The organism is Paraburkholderia eburnea (assembly GCF_002917095.1).
In the GTDB taxonomy this organism is placed as follows: Bacteria; Pseudomonadota; Gammaproteobacteria; order Burkholderiales; family Burkholderiaceae; genus Paraburkholderia; species Paraburkholderia eburnea.
On the sequence record NZ_PQGA01000012.1, the window covers coordinates 72,622 to 93,531 of the forward strand.

General features: G+C 66.2%; 17 protein-coding genes and 1 tRNA gene. 9 read left to right on the plus strand and 9 right to left on the minus strand.

The window, feature by feature from the left end:
• Positions 1–12 precede the first annotated feature (12 nt).
• From B0G62_RS20455 to B0G62_RS20470, 4 genes are all read right to left on the minus strand, one after another.
• Positions 13–822 carry a GNAT family N-acetyltransferase gene (locus B0G62_RS20455; RefSeq protein ID WP_103706034.1) on the minus strand — a complete coding sequence of 270 codons (810 nt, stop codon included), beginning with the start codon at positions 820–822 and terminating at the stop codon, positions 13–15.
• A 275-nt stretch (positions 823–1,097) separates the two neighbouring features.
• Positions 1,098–1,577 (minus strand): phosphohistidine phosphatase SixA, encoded by a 480-nt coding sequence (sixA, locus tag B0G62_RS20460; RefSeq protein ID WP_103706035.1) that lies wholly within the window; start codon positions 1,575–1,577, stop codon positions 1,098–1,100.
• 100 nt (positions 1,578–1,677) lie between these two features.
• Positions 1,678–3,300, minus strand: coding sequence for an NAD(P)/FAD-dependent oxidoreductase (locus tag B0G62_RS31390; protein WP_143886051.1), 1,623 nt, complete (start codon positions 3,298–3,300; stop codon positions 1,678–1,680).
• Between the two features lie 226 nt (positions 3,301–3,526).
• A tRNA-Pro gene (locus tag B0G62_RS20470) sits at positions 3,527–3,603 on the minus strand.
• Positions 3,604–3,863: 260 nt separating this feature from the next.
• Between B0G62_RS20470 and imuA the strand changes: the two genes are divergently transcribed.
• The 3 genes from imuA to B0G62_RS20485 are packed head-to-tail and all read left to right on the plus strand — an operon-like array spanning position 3,864 to position 9,806.
• Entirely contained in the window at positions 3,864–4,685 is an 822-nt protein-coding gene (gene imuA, locus B0G62_RS20475; RefSeq protein ID WP_103706036.1) for a translesion DNA synthesis-associated protein ImuA, read from the plus strand.
• Positions 4,606–6,333, plus strand: a complete 1,728-nt coding sequence (locus tag B0G62_RS20480) for a Y-family DNA polymerase (RefSeq protein ID WP_103706037.1) — start codon at positions 4,606–4,608, stop codon at positions 6,331–6,333. Before imuA ends, B0G62_RS20480 begins: the two co-directional genes overlap by 80 nt.
• Positions 6,334–6,368: 35 nt before the next feature.
• The gene (locus B0G62_RS20485) at positions 6,369–9,806 is read left to right on the plus strand and encodes an error-prone DNA polymerase (protein ID WP_103706038.1); all 3,438 of its coding nucleotides are present in this window, start codon (positions 6,369–6,371) and stop codon (positions 9,804–9,806) included.
• 60 nt (positions 9,807–9,866) lie between these two features.
• Here the strand turns inward: B0G62_RS20485 and B0G62_RS20490 are convergent, their stop codons facing one another.
• Together B0G62_RS20490 and B0G62_RS20495 are read right to left on the minus strand one after the other, a co-directional pair.
• On the minus strand, positions 9,867–10,784 hold the full coding sequence (locus tag B0G62_RS20490) for a dTDP-4-dehydrorhamnose reductase family protein (protein ID WP_103706039.1): 918 nt from the start codon (positions 10,782–10,784) through the stop codon (positions 9,867–9,869).
• A 15-nt stretch (positions 10,785–10,799) separates the two neighbouring features.
• Positions 10,800–11,000 (minus strand): heavy-metal-associated domain-containing protein, encoded by a 201-nt coding sequence (locus B0G62_RS20495; RefSeq protein ID WP_103706040.1) that lies wholly within the window; start codon positions 10,998–11,000, stop codon positions 10,800–10,802.
• A 145-nt stretch (positions 11,001–11,145) separates the two neighbouring features.
• Here B0G62_RS20495 and cueR point away from each other — a divergent pair, with 145 nt between their 5' ends.
• From cueR to B0G62_RS31745, 3 genes are all read left to right on the plus strand, one after another.
• A complete protein-coding gene (cueR, locus tag B0G62_RS20500) occupies positions 11,146–11,571 on the plus strand; it encodes a Cu(I)-responsive transcriptional regulator (RefSeq protein WP_103706041.1) in 426 nt (141 codons plus the stop codon).
• A 312-nt stretch (positions 11,572–11,883) separates the two neighbouring features.
• Positions 11,884–12,030, plus strand: coding sequence for a DUF3563 family protein (locus B0G62_RS20505; RefSeq protein ID WP_103706042.1), 147 nt, complete (start codon positions 11,884–11,886; stop codon positions 12,028–12,030).
• 219 nt (positions 12,031–12,249) lie between these two features.
• Complete coding sequence (locus tag B0G62_RS31745) at positions 12,250–12,594, plus strand: hypothetical protein (protein WP_167401317.1); 345 nt, start codon at positions 12,250–12,252, stop codon at positions 12,592–12,594.
• A 15-nt stretch (positions 12,595–12,609) separates the two neighbouring features.
• Here the strand turns inward: B0G62_RS31745 and B0G62_RS20510 are convergent, their stop codons facing one another.
• Both B0G62_RS20510 and B0G62_RS20515 read right to left on the minus strand, forming a co-directional pair.
• A complete protein-coding gene (locus B0G62_RS20510; RefSeq protein ID WP_103706043.1) occupies positions 12,610–13,455 on the minus strand; it encodes a 23S rRNA (adenine(2030)-N(6))-methyltransferase RlmJ in 846 nt (281 codons plus the stop codon).
• Positions 13,456–13,676: 221 nt separating this feature from the next.
• Entirely contained in the window at positions 13,677–14,648 is a 972-nt protein-coding gene (locus B0G62_RS20515; RefSeq protein WP_103706044.1) for a potassium channel beta subunit family protein, read from the minus strand.
• A 276-nt stretch (positions 14,649–14,924) separates the two neighbouring features.
• Between B0G62_RS20515 and B0G62_RS20520 the strand changes: the two genes are divergently transcribed.
• Positions 14,925–15,728, plus strand: a complete 804-nt coding sequence (locus B0G62_RS20520; RefSeq protein ID WP_103706045.1) for a 3-hydroxybutyrate dehydrogenase — start codon at positions 14,925–14,927, stop codon at positions 15,726–15,728.
• A gap of 15 nt (positions 15,729–15,743) precedes the next feature.
• On the plus strand, positions 15,744–17,063 hold the full coding sequence (locus tag B0G62_RS20525; protein ID WP_103706046.1) for a DUF3734 domain-containing protein: 1,320 nt from the start codon (positions 15,744–15,746) through the stop codon (positions 17,061–17,063).
• Positions 17,064–17,170: 107 nt separating this feature from the next.
• Here the strand turns inward: B0G62_RS20525 and B0G62_RS20530 are convergent, their stop codons facing one another.
• Positions 17,171–18,370, minus strand: a complete 1,200-nt coding sequence (locus B0G62_RS20530; protein ID WP_103706047.1) for an amino acid aminotransferase — start codon at positions 18,368–18,370, stop codon at positions 17,171–17,173.
• 448 nt (positions 18,371–18,818) lie between these two features.
• On the opposite strand from B0G62_RS20530, the gene uvrB reads away from it, so the two are divergent.
• Positions 18,819–20,900 (plus strand): excinuclease ABC subunit UvrB, encoded by a 2,082-nt coding sequence (uvrB, locus tag B0G62_RS20535; protein WP_103706048.1) that lies wholly within the window; start codon positions 18,819–18,821, stop codon positions 20,898–20,900.
• Positions 20,901–20,910: the final 10 nt, after the last annotated feature.

The following is a 20,910-nucleotide window of genomic DNA, read 5'->3' on the forward strand; positions in this document are numbered from 1 at the left end:
CCAGCGGCGGCCTTAAGCGTCGCCGAGGAAGTGGCGCGCGTAACGTTCGTTGATGTCCGAGAGGCGGAACAGCGTGAGGAAGTCGGCGGTATTGAAGTCGGGGTCCCAGGCCGGTGCGCCGCAGATCTTCGCACCCAGGCGCAGATAACCCTTGATCAGCGGCGGCGGCACGGCGGATGCGCCGGTGCGCAATTCCTCGACCGGCAGCGGCGTATGCGGGAAGGCGCGGTACTCGGGGTCCGTCAGCGCATCGGCGCCGAGCGAGGTGTACAGATTGGCCGCATAGTGGCCGCCGTCGGCCATCGCGACGCTCGCGCAGCCGAGCATCGTCTCGTAGCCGTTGTGCTTCATGTAGGCGCCCAGACCGCCCCACAGCGACATGATGACCGAGCCGCTGCGGTAGTCGGGGTGCACGCACGAGCGGCCCACTTCGACCATCTTCGGGCGCAGGTGGGCCAGACGCGAGACGTCGAATTCGCTTTCGGCGTACAGGCGGCCGATGCGCGTGGCTTGGTGCGGCGGCAGCACGCGATAGGTGCCGACGACCTTGAGCGTGTCCAGATCGCGCACGAGCAGGTGATCGCAGTAGTTGTCGAAGGTATCGACATCGAGCCCGGCCGGGCCGGACAGGCGCGCGCCCATTTCCTCGGCGAACACGCGGTAGCGCAGGCGTTGCGCCTCGCGCAGTTCTTCGTCTGTGCGAGCCCAGGCTACCTGCAGGCGGTGCTGCGCGGTGACCGTCTCTTCGGCACGCGGCAGACTCCGGGTCGACTCGAAGAGGCTCAAGGCGAATGGCAGGGAGGGCGTCGGCAGATCTCGCATGGGGCGTCCTTCGAAAGGTAAGAGAACTTTCCCGGCAATGTAGTAAGGCGCGGTTACGGTTCCATGAAAACGCAATGACGATTCGATGACGCGCTGTAAGGCAGGCGCAGGCGATGCGCGGCCGCAGCCCGCGTGAGGCAGGCTGGGCGGGGGCTTGCGCGGTGGGGAGGAGGCGTTGCGTAGCGCCGCTGGAGGGGCGGCGCGGGGTGTTGGTGTGAGGCGACGCTGGTGCGAAGTGGCTGAGATCCGACGGGATCAGACGAGCTCAAACGGGCTCAGACGAGATCGGGCGTGATGGCGGCCAGCAGCACCGCTTCGCCGTCGCCGTTGCGCTCGCGGCTCTTGATCCAGTAGACGCCCGATTTTTTCACGGCCCAACTGCGGCGCACGTTGCCGTTTTCGTCCGCTTCGCTGCCCAGCAGGCGCGCCAGCACTTCGCCGAGCGTCGGCTGGTGGCCGACCACCACCACCGTCGAGGCGACGCCGTCGGGCCAGCCTGCGGCCTCCAGCACGGCTTCGACGCTGGCATTGGGCGCGAGCTCGCGCACCACGCGGTATTGATCGGTGAGCGCTTCAGCCGTCTGGATCGTGCGCGCGGCGGGACTGGCGAGGATCACGGCGTCGTCAGGCAGACGCGCGCGCAGCCAGCGCGCGACGTTCTGGGCCTGCTTGCGTCCGCGCGTGGTGAGCTGGCGGGCGAGATCGCTCGCGGCGATATCTTCGGCTTCGGCGTGGCGCCAGAGGATGAGATTCATGGGACGGCTCTCCTGGGGGAATGGAGGGATGCCGTCATTGTAGGGGGGAGCAGAGGCGCGGCGGCGTTGGGCGACGCCGCGCGCGCTCACTTTCGCGACGTCAGGACGCGTTGCCCGAGGTCATGTCGAGCGCGACCGCCTGCGCCACCTCGATGCCGTCGATCGCCGCCGAATAGATGCCGCCCGCATACCCGGCGCCTTCGCCGGCCGGATACAGACCCTCGACGTTCATGCTCTGGTAGTTGTCCTTGCGGCGAATGCGCAGCGGCGACGACGTGCGCGTCTCCACGCCCGTCAGCACGGCGTCGTGCATCGCAAAGCCGGCGATCTTCCTGTCGAGCTGGGGCAGGGCTTCGCGGATGGCTTCGATCACGTAGTCGGGCAGCGCCGTGCTGAGATCGGTCGGGTGCACGCCCGGCTTGTAGGACGGCACCACGGAGCCCAGCGACGTCGACGGCCGGCCGGCGATGAAGTCGCCGACCAGTTGGCCCGGCGCCATGTAATTGCCGCCGCCGAGTTCGAACGCCCGCTCTTCCCACTTGCGCTGGAACGCGATGCCCGCGAGCGGTCCGCCCGGATAGTCCTCGGGCGTGATGCCGACCACGATGCCCGCATTCGCGTTGCGCTCGGCGCGGGAGTACTGGCTCATGCCATTGGTGACCACGCGGCCGGGTTCGGAGGTCGCCGCGACCACCGTGCCGCCGGGGCACATGCAGAAGCTATAGACCGCGCGGCCATTGTTGGCGTGATGCACCACCTTGTAGTCGGCCGCGCCGAGTTCCTTGTGGCCCGCAAACTTGCCGAAGCGGCTGCGATCGATCACGCCTTGAGGATGCTCGATGCGAAAGCCCAGCGAAAACGGCTTGGCTTCCATGAACACGCCGCGATCGTGCAGCATCTGGAACGTGTCGCGCGCGCTGTGGCCGACGGCCAGTACGACGTGGTCGCACGGCAGCGTCTCGCCGGTCGAGAGCTTGAGCGCGCGCACCTTGCCGTTTTCGATGTCGATGTCTTCGACGCGGGTTTCGAAGCGCACTTCGCCACCCAGTTCGTGGATGGTCGCGCGCATTTTTTCCACCATGCTGACGAGGCGGAACGTGCCGATGTGCGGGCGGCTCAGAAACAGGATGTCTTCCGGCGCACCCGCCTTGACGAATTCATCGAGCACCTTGCGGCCATAGTGGTGCGGGTCCTTTATCTGGCTGTACAGCTTGCCGTCGGAGAACGTCCCGGCGCCGCCTTCGCCGAACTGCACGTTGGACTCGGGGTTGAGCACGGACTTGCGCCACAGGCCGAAAGTGTCCTTGGTGCGCTCGCGCACGGCCTTGCCGCGTTCGAGGATGATGGGCTTGAAGCCCATCTGCGCGAGGATCAGCCCGGCGAACAGACCGCACGGCCCCATGCCGATCACCACCGGGCGCGGACGCGTCGAGTGCTCGGGCGCCTTCGCGACGAAGCGGTAGGTCATGTCCGGCGTCACGCCGACATGCGGCTTGCCGGCGATGCGCTTGAGCACCTTCGCTTCGTCCTGAACCTCGATGTCGACGATGTAGGTCAGCTTGATATCCGAGCGCTTGCGGGCATCGTGCGCGCGGCGGAAGACGGTGTAACGGATCAGCCCGTCTGGCGCTACGCCGAGTTCCGCGAGGCGTCCCCGAATCGCGGCTTCAAGATCGCTTTCGGCGTGGTCGAGGGGGAGTTTGACTTCGGATAGACGTAACATGGGTGCCAGGGTGCTGTCGCCACGGGAATCGTGGCCGATCTGTATTTTATAGGCTCGTCGGCTTTTCAAATCGCACGAAGCCGGACGCGCGGAACACGAGCGCTTGACGCTGCGATCCGCCGCTGTGGTCTGCATTCCCCCGCGCGCTGGGAGTACGTCGACCAAGGCGGGAGAAGAAAATGAAAAAGGGGCTACAGGCCAATGGCGTGTAACCCCCTCGTATTGCTGGTCGGAGCGATAGGATTCGAACCTACGACCCTCTGATCCCAAATCAGATGCGCTACCAGGCTGCGCTACGCTCCGACGAATCGCCGATTGTAGCGGCACTGCGCCTGTCCCGTCAAATGGGTTTGCATTTTTCGTTCCTGCCTGCGTTCACCGCAACCCCAAAACCCTCAATCTCTCCCGAACCGTCCCCGAAAAACCTGCTTCCAGGAATCGCCCTGAATACTGTATAAATATACAGGATAACGGTCTCAACCCGATGTGCCGTCCCAACGTCCTCGTCATGCCCCATTCAGCGTTGGGCAGGGCGTCCTGTTTCCTTTTTCCAGAGCGCGATCATGGCAGCAGCACTCCAGCTAGCGGCAACTCTGCCGCCCCGGCTGCAAAGCCGGATCTGGCAAGGCAATCAGGTTGCGGCCACGGGCGCTCGCGCGGTGTCGAGCGGCCATGCCGCGCTCGATGCGTTGTTGCCCGGCGCGGGCTGGCCTGCGGGCAGCCTGACCGAGTTGCTCGTGGAGCTGGGCGGCGTCGGCGAAATGCGGCTGGTCGCGCCCGTGCTGCGCGCGCTCACCGCGCAGGCCAGGCGGCACGTGCTGCTCGTCGCGCCGCCGTGGCGGCCTTATGCGTGCGCGCTCCAGGCGTGGGGTATCGCGCTTGAGCACATCGTCTGGATCCGCGCGAGCGAGGACGAGGCGCCGTGGGCCGCCGAGCAGGCGCTCAAGCAGGACGGCATCGGCGCCGTGCTGCTGTGGCAGCCGAAGGCGCGCGCCGACGCGCTGCGGCGTTTGCAGGTCGCCGCGCAGGATTCGCAGGCGCTGGCGTTTCTGATGCGCCCGCCCGCGGCGCGCAGCCAGTCCTCGCCCGCGCCGCTGCGCATGGTCTGCACGCCGGTGCCGCCGCCTGAGGCGGATACGCGCCTGAATCGCCGTGAATGGATGCAGCACACCGGTGTCTGCGTCGATATTTTCAAGCGTCGCGGGCCGCCGCCCGCCCAGCCACTCGTCGTCACTTTGCCGTTGCAGGAGTCGGTGCTGCCCCAGCCGGGCGCCGCGCCGTTCATGCCGTGGCCCGGGGTCAATCATGCTGTGGATCGCCGTCACCTTGCCGTTGTTGCCGCTGGAAGCCGTCAGGCCGCCGTTTCTGTCGATGGAGTCGTCTGAGGGAGAAGGTCCGTACGAAGGTCCGTACGATGAAGCGGGCAAAGAAGCGAGCAAAGAAGCGGGCAAAGAAGCGAGCAAAGAAGCGGGCAAAGAAGCGGCTGAAAACCCGCCCGCCCGCTGCTACGCGCTCGCGGATCACGCGCGCATCCTGATCGCCGACCGCGATGCGTTCCGCCTTGGCGTGCAGCCTGGCAGCACGCGCGCGCATGCGCTCGCGCTCGCGCCGGGCCTCGTGTTGCTCGAAGCCGATCCAGCGCGCGAGACGCGGGCGTTCGAGGCGCTGGCGCTTGCGCTGCTCGCTTATACGCCGAAGGTCTCGCTCGCGCATTTATCGTCACCGTCATCGTCGCACTCGCATACGCTGTTGCTCGAAGTCGGCTCCGGCTTGCGGTTGTTCGGCGGCGTGCGCGCGCTGCTGGCGAAGGTCGCGGCCACCGTGGCCGATTGCGCTCATGCCGCGCGCATCGCCTGTGCTCCTACCGCGTGGGGCGCGTGGACGCTCGCGCAGGCACATGCGACTGCAGGGGCGCACGCCGCGCGGCGTTTTCGCGTGCTCAAGGAGGCGACGCTCGCACACGCGCTCGACGCGTTGCCGGTCACGCTCGCGCCGTTCGCCGCGCAGCACGAGCACGCGCTTACGCAGATCGGCTGCGCGACGCTCGGCGATCTGCGGCGCTTGCCGCGCGACGGCATCGTGCGGCGCTTCGGCGATGGCGTGCTCGCCTGGCTCGCGCAGGCGCGCGGCGAGGCGCCCGATCCGCGCGCGTGGTTTGTCGCGCCGCCGTCCTTTCAGGCATCGCTCGAACTGCAGGCGCGCGTGGACAGCGCCGAAGCGCTGCTGTTCGCCACGCGCCGTCTCGTGATGCAGCTGGCGGGCTGGCTCGCCGCGCAGCATGGCGCGCTTTGCGGCTTCGAGCTGCGTCTGGAGCATGAGCTGGCGTCGCGCCACGCGCCGCGCACGTCGAGTCTGCGGCTCACGTGGGCCGCGCCCTCGCGCGACGCCGGGCATCTGCTGTGGCTGCTGCGCGAGAAGCTCAACCAGACCGAACTCGCGGCGCCCGTGATCGGCCTCGCGCTGGTCGCCGATCAGGTGAGCGCGTACGCGCCGCCCACTGACACGCTGTTCCCGTCGCCCGAGGCATCGGATGCGTCGCTTGCGCAGCTATTCGAGCGCATCGGCGCGCGCATCGGCGAGCAGAACGTGTTGCAGTTGTTCGTCGAGGACGACCATCGGCCCGAGCACGCGATGTCGGCGCGCACTTATCGGGCGCCGGCGCGGGCATCCTCGCGCCGCCAGACGTCACGCACGCCGCGCAATGGGCACAAGACGAGCGCACAGGCCGCCGCGCCGGAAGACAACGCGCCGGTGCAGAGCGCCTTCGATTTGCCCGAGGTGCCGCTGCCGACGCAGCCGCGTCCGGCGTGGCTGCTCGAAAAGCCGCTCAAACTGGCCACGCGCGGCGATCGGCCGGTTTATCGCCGCCCGCTCAAGACGCTCACCCGCACCGAGCGCATCGAGGCGGGCTGGTGGGACGGCGAGGGCGCCGAGCGCGACTACTACGTGGCCGCCGACGACCAGGGACGCATGTTCTGGCTCTACCGCGAGCGCATCGGCGGCCAGTGGTATCTGCAAGGGCTGTTCGGCTGATATCGGCGGCCGCTTTGACTCGTATTTAACGCATCATGTCGAACCCTGGAACGGGCGCATCGTTGCCCGCGCAACTACCTGCGCACTCCGCCGCGCAGTTGCCTGCGCAGTTACCTGATTACGCGGAACTGCACTGCTTGACCAACTTCACGTTCCTGCGCGGCGCGTCGCGCCCGGGCGAACTGGTCGAGCAGGCGATCCGCAACGGCTACAGCGCGCTCGCCATCACCGACGAGTGTTCGTTCGCCGGCGTCGTGCGCGCCTGGAGCGCGCTCAACGATTACGACGAAGCACGAAAGAAAGCCCACGAAGCAGTCACATCGGCGCCCTTCGTGCCCTCGCTGCAACTGCTGATCGGCAGCGAACTGAACCTCGTCGACGAAAACGACGCGCCGTTCTGCACGCTCGTCGCGATCGCGATGAACCGCGAGGGCTACGGCAATCTCTGCGAGCTGATCACGCTTGCGCGCTCGCGTGCGGACAAAGGCCACTACCGCGTGCACCCGCACGACTTCACCGATCCCGAGCCGGCCCTCGCGCATCTGCGCCATCTGCGCGACTGCGTGCTGCTGCTCGTGCCGCAGCGCACGGCCACGCTCGCGCAGACGCTGCGCGCCGCGCACTGGCTCGCGGGCTTCGCGTCCGGGCGCGCGTGGCTCGCGCTCGAACTCTGGCAGACCGGCGGCGACGATACGCAGATCGAGGTGCTGCGCCACGTCTCGCAGGAAAGCGGCCTGCCGCTCGTCGCGGCGGGCGGCGTGCTGATGCATGCGCGCTCGCGCAAGCCCTTGCAGGACACGTTGAGCGCGGTGCGCATCGGCAAGCCGCTTACGTCGTGCGGCCGCGCGCTGGAGCCGAACGCGGAGCGGCATCTGCGCTCGCGCGTGCGCCTGAGTCATCTGTATCCGCCCGATGCGCTCGATGCGACGCTGGAGGTGGCGCGCCGCTGTACCTTCGACCTTGGCGAGCTGGCGTACGAATACCCCGAGGAACTGGTGCCCGCCGACGAAACGCCCACTAGCTGGCTGCGCGAACTCGTTATGCGGGGCGCGGCCGAACGCTGGCCCGAGGGCATGAACGAGAAGCGCGAGACGCAGATCAAAGAAGAACTCGAACTGATCACCGAACTGAAGTACGAAAAATACTTCCTGACCGTGCACGACATCGTGCGCTTCGCGCGCGAGCAGAAGATCCTGTGCCAGGGACGCGGCTCGGCGGCGAATTCGGTGGTGTGCTTCTGCCTGAAAATCACCGAAATCGACCCCGTGCGCATGAACATGCTGGTCGCGCGCTTTCTGTCCCGCGCGCGCAACGAGCCGCCCGATATCGACGTCGATTTCGAGCATCAGCGCCGCGAAGAGGTCATCCAGTACATCTACCGCAAATACGGCACGCGCCGCGCCGCGCTCGCGGCGACGCTCATCACTTATCGCTCGCGCAGCGCGCTGCGCGACGTGGGCAAGGCGCTCGGGCTCGACAACACGCTGATCGAAAAGCTCTCGGGCGCGCATCAGTGGTGGGATGGCCCGGATTCGATCGCGCATCATTTGCAGGAAGCGGGTTTCTCGCCCGATTCGCACGTCACGCAGCAACTGATCCGCCTCACGCGCGAGTTGCGCGGTTTTCCGCGTCATCTCTCGCAGCACGTGGGCGGTTTCGTGATCGCGCGCGACAAGCTCTCGCGGCTCGTGCCGATCGAGAATGCGGCCATGAAAGACCGCTACGTGATCGAGTGGGACAAGGACGATATCGACGCGCTGCGTCTGCTCAAGGTGGATGTGCTCGCGCTCGGCATGCTCTCGGCGATCCGGCGCTCGCTCGAATTCGTGGCGCTGCGGCGCGGACTGCCGCAGTTCGGCGTGAAGGACATGCCCATCGAGGACCCGGCCGTCTACGCGATGTGCGCTAGCGCGGACACGGTTGGCGTGTTCCAGATCGAGTCGCGGGCGCAGCAGAGCATGTTGCCGCGGCTGCGCCCGCGCACCTATTACGACCTCGTGATTCAGGTGGCGATCGTGCGGCCCGGGCCGATCCAGGGCGACATGGTGCATCCCTACCTCAAGCGCCGGCATGGCGAGGAGCGCGTCGAATACGCGAAAGACGAGCTGCGTCCGGTGCTGGCGCGCACGCTCGGCGTGCCGATTTTCCAGGAGCAGGTGATGCATCTGGCGATGGTCGCCGCCAAATACACCGGCGAGGAAGCCGACAAGCTGCGCCGCGCGATGGCCGCGTGGCGGCGCGACGGCAATCTGAAGCCGTATCAGGAGGATCTGACGGATCGCATGAAGGCGAGGGGCTACACGCAGGAATTCGCCGACCGCATCTGCAAGCAGATCGAGGGCTTCGGCGACTACGGGTTCCCGGAAAGCCACGCGGCCAGCTTCGCGCTGCTCGTGTACACGAGTTCGTGGCTCAAGCGCTATGAGCCCGCCGCGTTTCTGGCTGGGCTGCTCAACAGCCAGCCGCTCGGATTCTATTCGCCGTCGCAACTCGTGCAGGATGCGAAGCGGCACGGCGTGACGGTGCGCGCGCCCGATATCGCGATCAGCGAATGGGAGTCGGTGCTGGAAGCGCGCGGCAAGCCTGGCGTGCGGCTCGACGAGGACACCGCGCGGGTGCGCCGCACGCGGGCGGCGCATTACCGCGCGCGCCTGCAAGCCGCCGTGGCGCGCCGCGGCGTGCCGCGCCTGCCTGAGCTGATGCGTCGTTACCGCTGCAGCGGGCGCGTGCGTGCCGCGCAGGCGCCGCAGCATTACGGTAGCGGCGGCCCGGCGGTGCGGCTGGGCTTCAGCCTCATCAAGGGCTTTTCGGAGCATGCCGCGCGGCGTGTGATGGCGGCGCGCGCCCAGGCGCCCTTCGCCGATGTCGATGACCTCGCGCGCCGCGCCGCGCTCACGCGCCGCGAACTGGAGGCGCTGGCGGCGGCCAATGCGCTCGCGAGCATCGCGGGGCATCGGCGCGAGGCCTGGTGGGCCGTGACCGCGCAGCATGCGGTGCCCGCGCTATTGCGCGACGCGCCCGTTGCCGAGGCGCGCATCGATCTGCCGCGCGCCTCCGAGGGCGCGGAAATCGTCGCCGATTACGCGAGCCTGCGCCTCACGCTCAATCGTCATCCGCTCGAACTGCTGCGCGAGGGGCTGGCGAAGCAGCGCTTTCTCAGCGCGGCGCAACTGGCGCTGTGCGGCCACGGCAAGCTCGCGCGCGTGTGCGGCATCGTCACGGTGCGGCAGCGGCCCGGCACGGCCAAGGGGACGATTTTCGTTTCGCTGGAGGATGAGACCGGCTCGGTCAACGTGATCGTGCACGCGGCGCTCGTGGAGTCGCAGCGCAAGGAACTGCTGGGCGCGTCGTTGCTGGCGGTGGCGGGCGTGGTGCAGCGTCAGGGCGAGGTGGTGCATCTGGTCGCGAACCGGCTGGAGGACCACAGCCGGCTGCTCGGGCGTCTCGCGACGCAGAGCCGCGATTTTCATTGAAGGCGAAGAAGATGCGCGAAGGGCGCGCGGCGTTGGCTGGCCGCGCGCCAGACTGGCGTTTTACGGCTTCGCGTGCTCGGCCTCGAAGGCGTCGAGCACCGCGCGGATGCCCGCGTCGAACGGCGTGCGCCGGCCGATCCCCAACGCTTCGAGCCGCCCCGAATCGAGGTGGCAGTCACGCGGACGCGGCGTGGCATCGGCGGGTTCCGTCTGGGCGGTGAGTCGCGCGTCGATGCCGAGCGCGCGCGCGATGCGCTGCGCGATCTCGTACTTGGTCATCGGCTCGTCGCCGGACCATTGCGCGAGGCCCCGCACGGCGTCGCCGTCCGCGCAGCGCGTGAGCAGCTCGCGGATCACGAACGCCACGTCGGGCGTGAAGGTGGGGTAGCGCGTGGCCCATGCATCCATCACGGCGCTCGCGTTGCCCGCCTGCGCCGAGGCGCGGATGGCGGGCACGAGGCTCGTCACCGCCGACTCCTGCCAGGCGACGATCGGGCCGTAGAGCAGCGGCAAGCGCAGCACCAGGGCGTTGTCGGTGGCGTCGAGCAGCGCGCGTTCGCCTTCGAGCTTGCTGCGCCCGTAGGCGTTGAGCGGATTCGGCGCGGCGTCGGGCCGATAGGGCGGCGCGCTGCCGTCGAACACGTAATCGGTGGAAATCGACAGCACCCACGCGCCGCGCGGCTTTGCCGCCGCCGCGACGTGGCGCACCGCGTCGACGTTGAGCGCGCGCGCCGCAGCGGGGTCGTGCTCGCAGACATCGGGGCGGCGCTCCGCGGCGGCGATCACGATCGCGTCGGGCGCTTCGCGCGCGACGAAATCCTCGACCGCGCGCGCATCGCGCACGTCGAGCGCAACCTGCTGCGCGCCCACGCGGCTGAAGGCCGTCTGCACGACCTGCCAGCCGGTCTGGGCGGCCAGCTCACGCACGAGCGCGCGGCCCAGCAGCCCCGATGCCCCCGCTATGGCGACTTTGAACATGGCGCGCGCCTCGCGTCAGGCCGTGGCCGTGACCGTGTAGCCGGCCTCGTCGATGGCGGCCTTGAGCACGTCGGCGCTCTGGCTCGATTCGACGCTCACGCGGCCGGCGGCCAGGTCGATCTCGACCTTGGCGGCAGCGTCCTGCTCGTGGATCGCGCGCGTGACGGCGCCGACGCAGTGCTGGCAGCTCATGCCTTCGACGTTGAACTGGATCATGGTGAATTCCTTTTGATTGAGAGCAGAGGAAAAAAGCGCCGTCCGATTATGCCAGTGGTGTCTGGGCGATCCGGACGAAGCCGCTGGACCTTCCCATCGTGGGAAGGTGTACGATCAAAAAATGGGCAGATTGCAGGAGAGTGGCATGAACATCGGTGAAGCGGCGCGCGCCTCGGGCGTCACGGCGAAAATGATCCGCTACTACGAGAGCGTGGACCTGATTGCGCCGAAGGCGCGCACGGAGGCGGGCTACCGCGTCTACGGCATGGAGGAGGTCCACGCGCTGCGCTTCATCCGCCAGGCGCGCCGGCTGGGGTTTCTCGTTGACGATATCCGCCGTCTGCTGGCGCTCTGGCACGACCGCTCGCGCGCCAGCGCCGAGGTGAAGGCCATCGCGCTCCAGCACGTGGCCGAACTCGACCAGCGTATCGCCGAACTCACGCAGATGCGCGACACGCTGCGTCACCTTGCGGCCCATTGTCACGGCGACGACCGTCCGGACTGCCCGATCATCGAACGCCTCGCCGATCCGGAACCGGTTGCTGCGGTTGCACAGAGCATCAACGCTTGAGGTAGCGCAAATATTCGGCATAAGGCGCAACCCGTCTTTGCCGGTGATCGCAACTTTTGCGCTTTCGTGCACAATTCTGGTGCGATTTTCCGAATTAACTGCGAAGTCTACGCGAATCGCTCCGAAAATAGGCCGATAAATCATGAGGTTGCCAAATGTTCGTCGTGCACCATTCCAGATTGGAATGCACTGTATGCGAGCAATTCACTGGAAAAGTCAGGTGCAACCGTTATAATGCGGGTTATCCCTTACGAGGGTAATCCCTGATGCAAATCCACCGGGGATACATACCGATCCTTGGAGAACACCATCATGTTTGCGTACTTCCTCGAAAAGCTGAGCACCTGGTTCGAAACTGCAGAGCGCCGTCGCCGCGAAACGTACCTCGCCTCGTCGACCGACATCGTGCAACTCGAAAAGCGCATCCGCTCGCTCGAATCGAACGGCTACTCGCTGTAAGCAGTCCGCCGGCCCGTGCATCGGGGCCGCCGACTTGCCGCAAGCCCCGCATCTGGCGGGGCTTTATCATTTCTGGGCCGCTTGTGTGTCTGCATGCCTTGCAGTCTGAACCTTGCCACCGCGGTAAGGTAAAGTCCTTTTTGCGATTAGCCGACAACACAAAGGTATGCGCGACTCTGGATCGAGAGTCGGCGTCGCTATTCACTCCGGGGGCTTTTCATGGCGTCAGACCGTTTTTTTCGCCCATCGCTGGCCGTCGTGCTGACGGCGGCAGCCGTGGCGCTCGCGAGCGCGGGCGCGCACGCGGCAGGCAAGCCGTTGATTCTGGATACGGAGAGGGGGATCAACGACGGGCAATCGGGCACGGTGCTGCAGAACGCGCCGCTCTCGCATCAGCCCATGGTGCAGATGAAGTCGTTGCCCACGCTCAATGGGAACGGGACGGATGGCTCGCAGCCGATCATCGTCGCGCCCTATGTGGAAGTGCCGGGAGGCGGCGGGCGGCCGCCGCGTCCACGGACGACGCAACAACATGCGCCGCAGCAGTACGTGCCGCAGCAATAACGGCCGCCTGCGGCCTCAGTCGCCGCGCGATTCGATCTTGAACTGCGCGCCGTCGTCCAGGCCGAGCGTCTTCACGAGAAACGGCATGGTTTCCTTGAGCGTCGCCGCGAGCGTGTAAGGCGGGTTCAGGATGAACATGCCGCTGCCGAAGAGCCCGAAGCCATCTTGCGGCGGACGGCTGACCGACAGCGAAACGTGCAGCCAGCTCTTTTCCTGGATGCGCTTGAGTTGGTCCGGGAAGCGCTGCGATTCCGGACGCGTCACTTGTGGATACCAGACCGCGTAAGTGCCCGTGGCGAAGCGTTCGAGGCTTTCCGTCACGCATTTGATCGTGCGCGAATAGTCGCGCTTGTCCTCGAACGACGGGTCGATCAGCACCAGCGCGCGGCGCGGCGGCGGGGGCAGGAGCGCCTTGATGCCGTCGAAGCCGTCACCGGGATAGATCATCACGCGGCGGCCCGCGTCGCGAAAACGATGACGCAGCACGTCGATTTCGGTGCTGTGCAGCTCGAACAGGCGCATGCGGTCCTGCTCGCGCATCAGGCGCCACGCCAGATAGGGCGAACCGGGATAAAAGCGCAGATGGCCGTCCGGATTGAGCGCCGCCACTTCGTCGACATATTCCGAGAGCATCGGGGGCAGGTCGGTGCGGTTCCAGAGCTTGCCGATGCCCGTGTCGTACTCCGCGTTCTTGGTCGCATAGCCCTCGCGCAGCGCGTAGGCGCCCGCGCCGGCGTGGGTGTCGATATACCAGTACGCCTTGTCCTTCTTGCCGAGGTGATTGAGCAATTGCACGGTGACGGCGTGCTTGAGGACATCGGCGTGATTGCCGGCGTGAAAGGCGTGACGGTAGCTCAGCATGATGGGGCCAAAGGCAAGCTCGGGCGGCGGCGCGTCATATGCCTGTTCACGTATGAATCAGCAAGCGCGCGCGTGGCCCGATGGCGGGTGAGACGGACCGGCGGCGCACGGTGCGCGCCGCCGGAGAAGAAAGGCCGCGTATTGTACAGGTCGCACAGGCGTCGCGACCTGCGTTCACAGACACAGCCAGGATACCTGCGTGCCGCGCTGAGCGCCGCGGCTCAGTCGTAGGCAGCGCCAACGATCGCCTCGATCTTCTCCTTCACCTCGGGCGTGATCTTCTGCGCCACGTCGCGCGCCTTCATGTTTTCGCCGATCTGTTCCACCCGCGAAGCGCCGGTGATGACCGTGCTCACGTTCGGGTTCTTGAGGATCCACGCGAGCGCCAGTTGCCCGACGGTGCAGTCCAGTTCCTTCGCGAAATCCGCGAGCTTGCCGACGATCGCGTTCTTGTCCGCGTCCGTGACCTGCTTGCGCAGCCAGTCGTAGCCCTGCAACTGCGCGCGGCTGTCCGCCGGCACGCCGCCGCGATATTTGCCCGTGAGCAGCCCCGAGGCAAGCGGGCTCCACGTCGTCAGGCCAAGTCCGATGTCTTCATAGAGGCGGCGATATTCGTCCTCCACGCGACGGCGGTGGAACAGGTTGTACTGCGGCTGCTCCATGACGGGCTTATGCAGATGATGACGCTCCGCGATATCCCAAGCGGCGCGGATTTCGTCCGCGCTCCATTCCGAGGTGCCCCAGTAGAGCGCCTTGCCGCGCGAGATCATGTCGCTCATCGCCCAGACCGTTTCCTCGACCGGCGTGTTCGGGTCGGGACGATGGCAGAACACCAGATCGACGTAATCGAGCTGCAGGCGCTTGAGCGAATGGTCAATGGCGTCCAGCAGATATTTGCGATTGAGCGTGTGGTACTGGTTGGGCGCTTCGTTCAAGCCCCAGAAAAACTTGGTGGACACCACGTAGCTCACGCGCGGCCATGCGAGTTCTTTTAGCGCCTGGCCCATGATCGCTTCGGACTGGCCGCCTGCGTAGGCTTCGGCGTTGTCGAAGAAGTTGACGCCCGCGTCGCGGGCCGCGGCCAGCGATTCGCGCGCGAGATTGCGATCGACCTGGCTGCCGTACGTGACCCACGAGCCGATTGACAGTTCGCTGACCTGCAGGCCGGAGCGGCCCAGTCGCCGATAGTTCATGAACGTCTCCTTTGTGTAGAGCTGGCAAATTAGCACGATCCGCACGCATGCGCTGACGGGCCGCGCTGTGCTGACGCTGTGCTGCATCAAGCCCGCAGCGAATGAAGGTCGGTCGCCTGCCAGCTTCATGCGCGCGACAGACGGGTTCATGCACAATAGCGCGGTTGACTGCGGCGCAACATTGCTCCGGATGGCCTGGGCCGTTCGGCTGATTTGACTGCATGTGCGCGTCGAGGTCTCATCTTGTCCACTAGGTCCACTTTCCGGAGGTGCTTGATGTCGTCTCTCACCCTGAATTCGAAGCTCGATGGCAAGGTCGCGGTTGTTACCGGCGCGGCCAGCGGCATCGGCAAGCAGATCGCGCTCACGCTCGCCCAGGCCGGCGCCGCGGTCGCCATCGCCGACCTCAACCAGAGCGGCGCCGACGCCGTGGCCGAAGAGATCAAGGGCGCCGGTGGTAAGGCCATCGGCATCGCCATGGACGTGACCAGCGAAGAGGCCGTCAACGACGGCATCGACAAAGTCGCGGCCACTTTTGGCTCGATCGACATCCTCGTGTCGAACGCCGGCATCCAGATCGTGAATCCAATCGAAAACTATTCGTTTGCCGACTGGAAGAAAATGCAGGCGATTCACGTCGACGGCGCGTTTCTCACGACCAAGGCGGCGCTCAAGTACATGTACAAGGACGATCGCGGCGGCGTGGTGATCTACATGGGCTCGGTGCACTCGCATGAGGCGTCGCCGTTGAAGTCGGCCTACGTCACGGCCAAGCATGGCTTGCTCGGCCTCGCACGCGTGCTGGCGAAGGAAGGCGGCAAGCACAACGTGCGCTCGCACGTGATTTGCCCCGGCTTCGTGCGCACGCCGCTGGTGGACAAGCAGATTCCCGAGCAGGCAAAGGAACTGGGCATTTCCGAAGAGGACGTGGTCAAGAAGGTGATGCTCGGCGGCACGGTGGATGGCGTGTTCACGACGGTCGAGGACGTGGCGCAGACCGCGCTGTTCCTTTCGGCATTCCCGAGCGCGGCGTTTACGGGGCAGTCGTTCGTCGTCAGCCACGGCTGGTTCATGCAGTAACGCGGAGAGCCGGCCATGGCGCAGCGCAAGAAAGGGCAGGTTCAATCGAGCGCGGTCGGCGAAGAGGCCGTCGCGTATACCGGGGCGGGCACGCAGCCCCAGCAGGCGGGCGACGCACCGGGCCGGCCGCCGCATCAGGATACGCATGACCAGCCGCGCACGTCGCGCTGTAGCAGCGCGTCCGCGCAATGGGAAACCGTGGCGCTCACGTTGCAGGGCGGCGGCGCGCTGGGCGCCTATCAGGCGGGCGTGTACGAAGGCCTTTTCGAGGCCGGCATCGCGCCCAACTGGATCGCTGGCATCTCGATCGGCGCGCTCAATACGGCGCTGATCGCGGGCAATGCGCCCGAGCATCGCGTGGCGCGCCTGCGCGAGTTCTGGGAGACGATCTGCCAGCCGGCCTGGAGCCCGCCGTTGCCGGCCTTCCTGGAGCACGCGCTCTTCAACGCGGGCGACGCCGTGCGCAAGACCTTCACCGCATTCCAGGCGGCGGGCGCCGTCGTCGAAGGGCAGAAGGGCTTCTTCACGCCGCGCTTTCCGCCGCCGCTGCCCAATGCGTCCGGGCAGCCCGGCAAGGCGAGCTACTACGACACCACGCCGCTGAAGGCCACGCTAGAGCGTCTATGCGATTTCGATCGCATCAACTCGGGCGAGGTCCGCGTGTCGCTGGGCGCCGTGAACGTGGGCACGGGCAACTTCGTGTACTTCGACACCACCACCACCAGGCTGCGTCCCGAGCATTTCATCGCTTCGGGCGCGCTGCCGCCGGGTTTCGCAGCCGTGGAGATCGACGGCGAGTACTACTGGGACGGCGGCCTGATGTCGAACACGCCGCTCTACGAGGTGATCCAGACCACGCCGCGGCGCGATACGCTCGCGTTTCAGGTCGATTTGTGGAGCGCGCGCGGGCCGGTGCCCGACAACATCACCGACGTCCAGGGCCGCATGAAGGACATCCAGTATTCGAGCCGCACGCGTCTCGTGACCGACATGCTGCAACGCTCGCAGCGGTTCCGTCATGTGCTGCGCGAGGTGCTCGACCGCGTGTCGCCCGAGCATCGGCATGATTCGTGGGTCGAGCTGGCGGATGAACTCTCGTGCTCGAAGATGTACAACGTGATCCATCTGATCTATCGGCAGAAGGAATACGAAGGCCACTTCAAGGATTTCCAGTTCGGCACCACGACGATGCGCGAGCATTGGTCGAGCGGCCTGCAGGATATCCGCGCGACGCTGGAGCAGCCGGGCTGGCTCGACAAGCCCGACAACGACTCGGGCTTCGTCACGCACGATATCCATCGCGACGCTCGCGGCCACGGCAGCGGCCCGAAGTAAATCCCAGGCGCAGTCGCGACATGCCGCGGCAAAACAAAAGGCGTCCGTTCTTGCGAACGGACGCCTTTTTTATCGATTCGGCAGCGTCACGCTGCCTGCGTCGATGATTACTTCAGCACAGCCGATACGGCGCTTGCGACGGCATCGAGGTTGCGCGTGTTGAGCGCGGCCACGCAGATGCGGCCCGTGCTCACGGCGTAGATGCCGAACTCTTCGCGCAGGCGGTCGACTTGCGCCGCCGTGAGGCCCGAGTACGAGAACATGCCGCGTTGCACGTTGATGAAGTTGAAGTCGCGGTCGACACCGGCTGCGGCCAGGCGCTCGACGAGGCCCGTACGCATGGCGCGGATGCGGTTGCGCATTTCGCCGAGTTCGGCTTCCCACATTGCGCGCAGGTCGGCCGAGCCGAGCACCGCTGCGACCACCGAGCCGCCGTGCGTCGGCGGGTTCGAGTAGTTCGTGCGGATCACGCGCTTGAGCTGCGAGAGCACGCGTGCCGATTCTTCCTTGCTGGACGTGAGGATCGACAGTGCGCCGACGCGCTCGCCGTACAGCGAGAACGACTTCGAGAACGACGACGACACGAACACGTTGAGTTCCGTCGCGGCGAACAGGCGCACGACCTCGCCGTCTTCGCTGATGCCGTCACCGAAGCCTTGGTAAGCGATGTCGAGGAAGGGCACGAGTTCGCGCGCCTTCACGACTTCGATCACCTGCTTCCACTGGTCGACCGTCAGATCCACGCCGGTCGGGTTGTGGCAGCAGGCGTGCAGCACGACGACCGTGCCCGCGGCGTAGCCGTTGAGCGCCGAGAGCATGCCCTCGAAGTTCACGCCGTTGGTTTGCGCGTCGTAGTACGGGTAGGCGATGACTTCGAAGCCCGCGCTTTCGAACAGCGCGCGGTGGTTTTCCCAGCTCGGATCACTGATCGCGACCTTGGCGGCCGGGTTCACGCGCTTGAGGAAGTCGGCGCCGATCTTGAGCGCCCCCGTGCCGCCCAGTGCCTGCGCCGTGACGACGCGGCCTGCGGCAATCAGCGGCGAATCGTCGCCGAGCAGCAGCTTCTGCACCGCGGCGTCATAGGCGGCGATGCCTTCGATGGGCAGGTAGCCGCGCGGCAGACCGGCTTCCACGCGGGCCTTTTCCGCTTCGCGAACGGCGCGTAGCAGCGGAATCTTGCCTTCCTCGTTGGTGTACACGCCCACGCCGAGGTTCACCTTGGTCGCGCGCGCGTCGGCGTTATAGGCTTCGTTCAGACCCAGGATCGGGTCGCGGGGGGCGAGTTCGACAGCGGAAAAGAGGGACATGATGGTTCGGCAAAAGTGAAGGGAGAAGCTCGGTGGTCCGCGCGCCGCGGGTATGACGAAAGACTTCTGCCACGCGCCGGGTGCAGCCTGGACGCGCGGGGCGGCCGGCCACGCAACGCGCTATTGTAACGAATCCTCAAGCGGGTTTTTCGCCGACTGCGACGCCAGCGGGGCCTTTATTCCCGGTTTTTGCCCGCGCCCGCGCGCAAAAACCGCTTGATCCGCCTCTTGCAGCCGCGCGCCAGGCACCCCATCTGCATACGATCCGGCAGCGCAAAAACGCTCGCCGCTGCAGTTCCACGATGGTGTTCCTGATGTGGTTCCCTATCGGTCCCCTTTGCTCGTTTTTGCCTCCGGGTTCCCCGCCGCAAGCGCCCAAAGGCGCCTCGCGCCCGCCGGGTGGCGAAACGCTAGAATGTTTGTTTGCTCCGCGCACAGGATGTCATCCATGTCCGACCACACCGTCGCCGACGCGCCCGCGCTCGACGAGTCGAAGTTCGTCCACTACGACGGCTCGCCGTTCCAGCTCTACCAGCCGTACCTGCCGGCCGGCGACCAGCCGACGGCGATCGAGACGCTCGTCGAGGGCGTGGAAGACGGCCTGTCGTTCCAGACGCTGCTGGGCGTGACGGGTTCGGGCAAGACCTTCACGATGGCCAACACCATCGCGCGGCTGGGCCGCCCGGCCATCGTGTTCGCGCCGAACAAGACGCTTGCGGCCCAGCTTTACGCCGAATTCCGCGAGTTCTTTCCGCGCAACGCCGTCGAGTACTTCGTCTCGTACTACGACTACTACCAGCCGGAAGCCTATGTGCCGCAGCGCGATCTTTTCATCGAGAAAGACTCGTCGATCAACGAGCACATCGAGCAGATGCGGCTGTCGGCCACCAAGAGCCTGATGGAGCGCCGCGACGTGGTGATCGTGGCGACGGTTTCCGCGATCTACGGTATCGGCAATCCGTCCGAGTATCACAAGATGATTCTTACGCTGCGCCAGGGCGACAAGCTCGGCCAGCGTGACGTCATCGCACGCCTGATCGCGATGCAGTACAGCCGCAACGAGCAGGACTTCCAGCGCGGCACGTTCCGCGTGCGCGGCGACACCATCGACATCTTCCCCGCCGAGCACGCCGAAATGGCCGTGCGCGTCGAACTGTTCGACGACGAGGTGGAAACGCTGCAACTGTTCGATCCGCTCACGGGCCGGGTGCGCCAGAAGATTCCGCGCTTCACGGTCTATCCGTCGTCGCACTACGTGACGCCGCGCGAGACCGTGCTGCGCGCCGTCGAAACCATCAAGACCGAGTTGCGCGACCGGCTGGAGTTCTTCCACAGCGAAGGCAAGCTGGTGGAGGCGCAGCGGCTGGAACAGCGCACCCGCTTCGATCTGGAAATGCTCCAGGAACTGGGCTTCTGCAAGGGCATCGAGAACTACTCGCGGCACTTTTCGGGCGCGCTGCCCGGCGAGCCGCCGCCCACGCTCGTCGATTACCTGCCGGGCGACGCGATGATGTTCCTCGACGAATCGCACGTGCTGATCGGTCAGTTCAACGGCATGTACAACGGCGACCGCGCACGCAAGGAAAACCTCGTCGATTACGGGTTCCGGCTGCCGTCGGCGCTCGATAACCGGCCGCTCAAATTCAACGAATTCGAGCGCAAGATGCGCCAGGTGGTGTTCGTTTCGGCCACGCCCGCCGATTACGAGAAGCGGGTGACCGGCCAGATCGCCGAGCAGGTGGTGCGGCCCACGGGCCTCGTCGACCCGACGATCGAGGTGCGTCCGGCCTCCACCCAGGTGGACGACGTGCTGGGCGAGATCAACGAGCGTGTGGCCGTGGGCGAGCGCGTGCTGGTCACGACGCTCACCAAGCGCATGGCCGAGCAACTGACCGAGTTCCTCGCCGATCACGGCGTCAAGGTGCGCTATCTGCACAGCGACATCGACACGGTCGAGCGCGTGGAAATCATCCGCGACCTGCGTCTGGGCACCTTCGACGTGCTGGTGGGCATCAACCTGCTGCGCGAGGGTCTGGACATTCCCGAGGTCTCGCTCGTGGCGATTCTCGACGCCGACAAGGAAGGCTTCCTGCGCGCCGAGCGCTCGCTGATCCAGACCATCGGGCGCGCCGCGCGTAACGTGAACGGCAAGGCGATTCTCTACGGCGACCGCATCACGGATTCGATGCGCCGCGCGATCGACGAAACCGAGCGCCGCCGCGCCAAACAGATAGCGTTTAACGAAGAGAACGGCATCGTGCCGCGCGGCGTGGTCAAGCGCATCAAGGACATCATCGACGGCGTCTACAACGTGGACGACGCGCGCGCCGAACTGCGCGAGGAGCAGGAACGCGCGAGGTTCGAGGACATGTCCGAGAAGCAGATCGCCAAGGAAATCAAGAAGCTCGAAAAGCAGATGATGGACTACGCGAAGAACCTCGAATTCGAGAAAGCCGCGCAGACGCGCGACCAGCTCGCGGTGCTGCGGCAACGCGTGTTCGGGGCCAACGTGGGCGATCATCCGGCCTGAGGCCGATCGC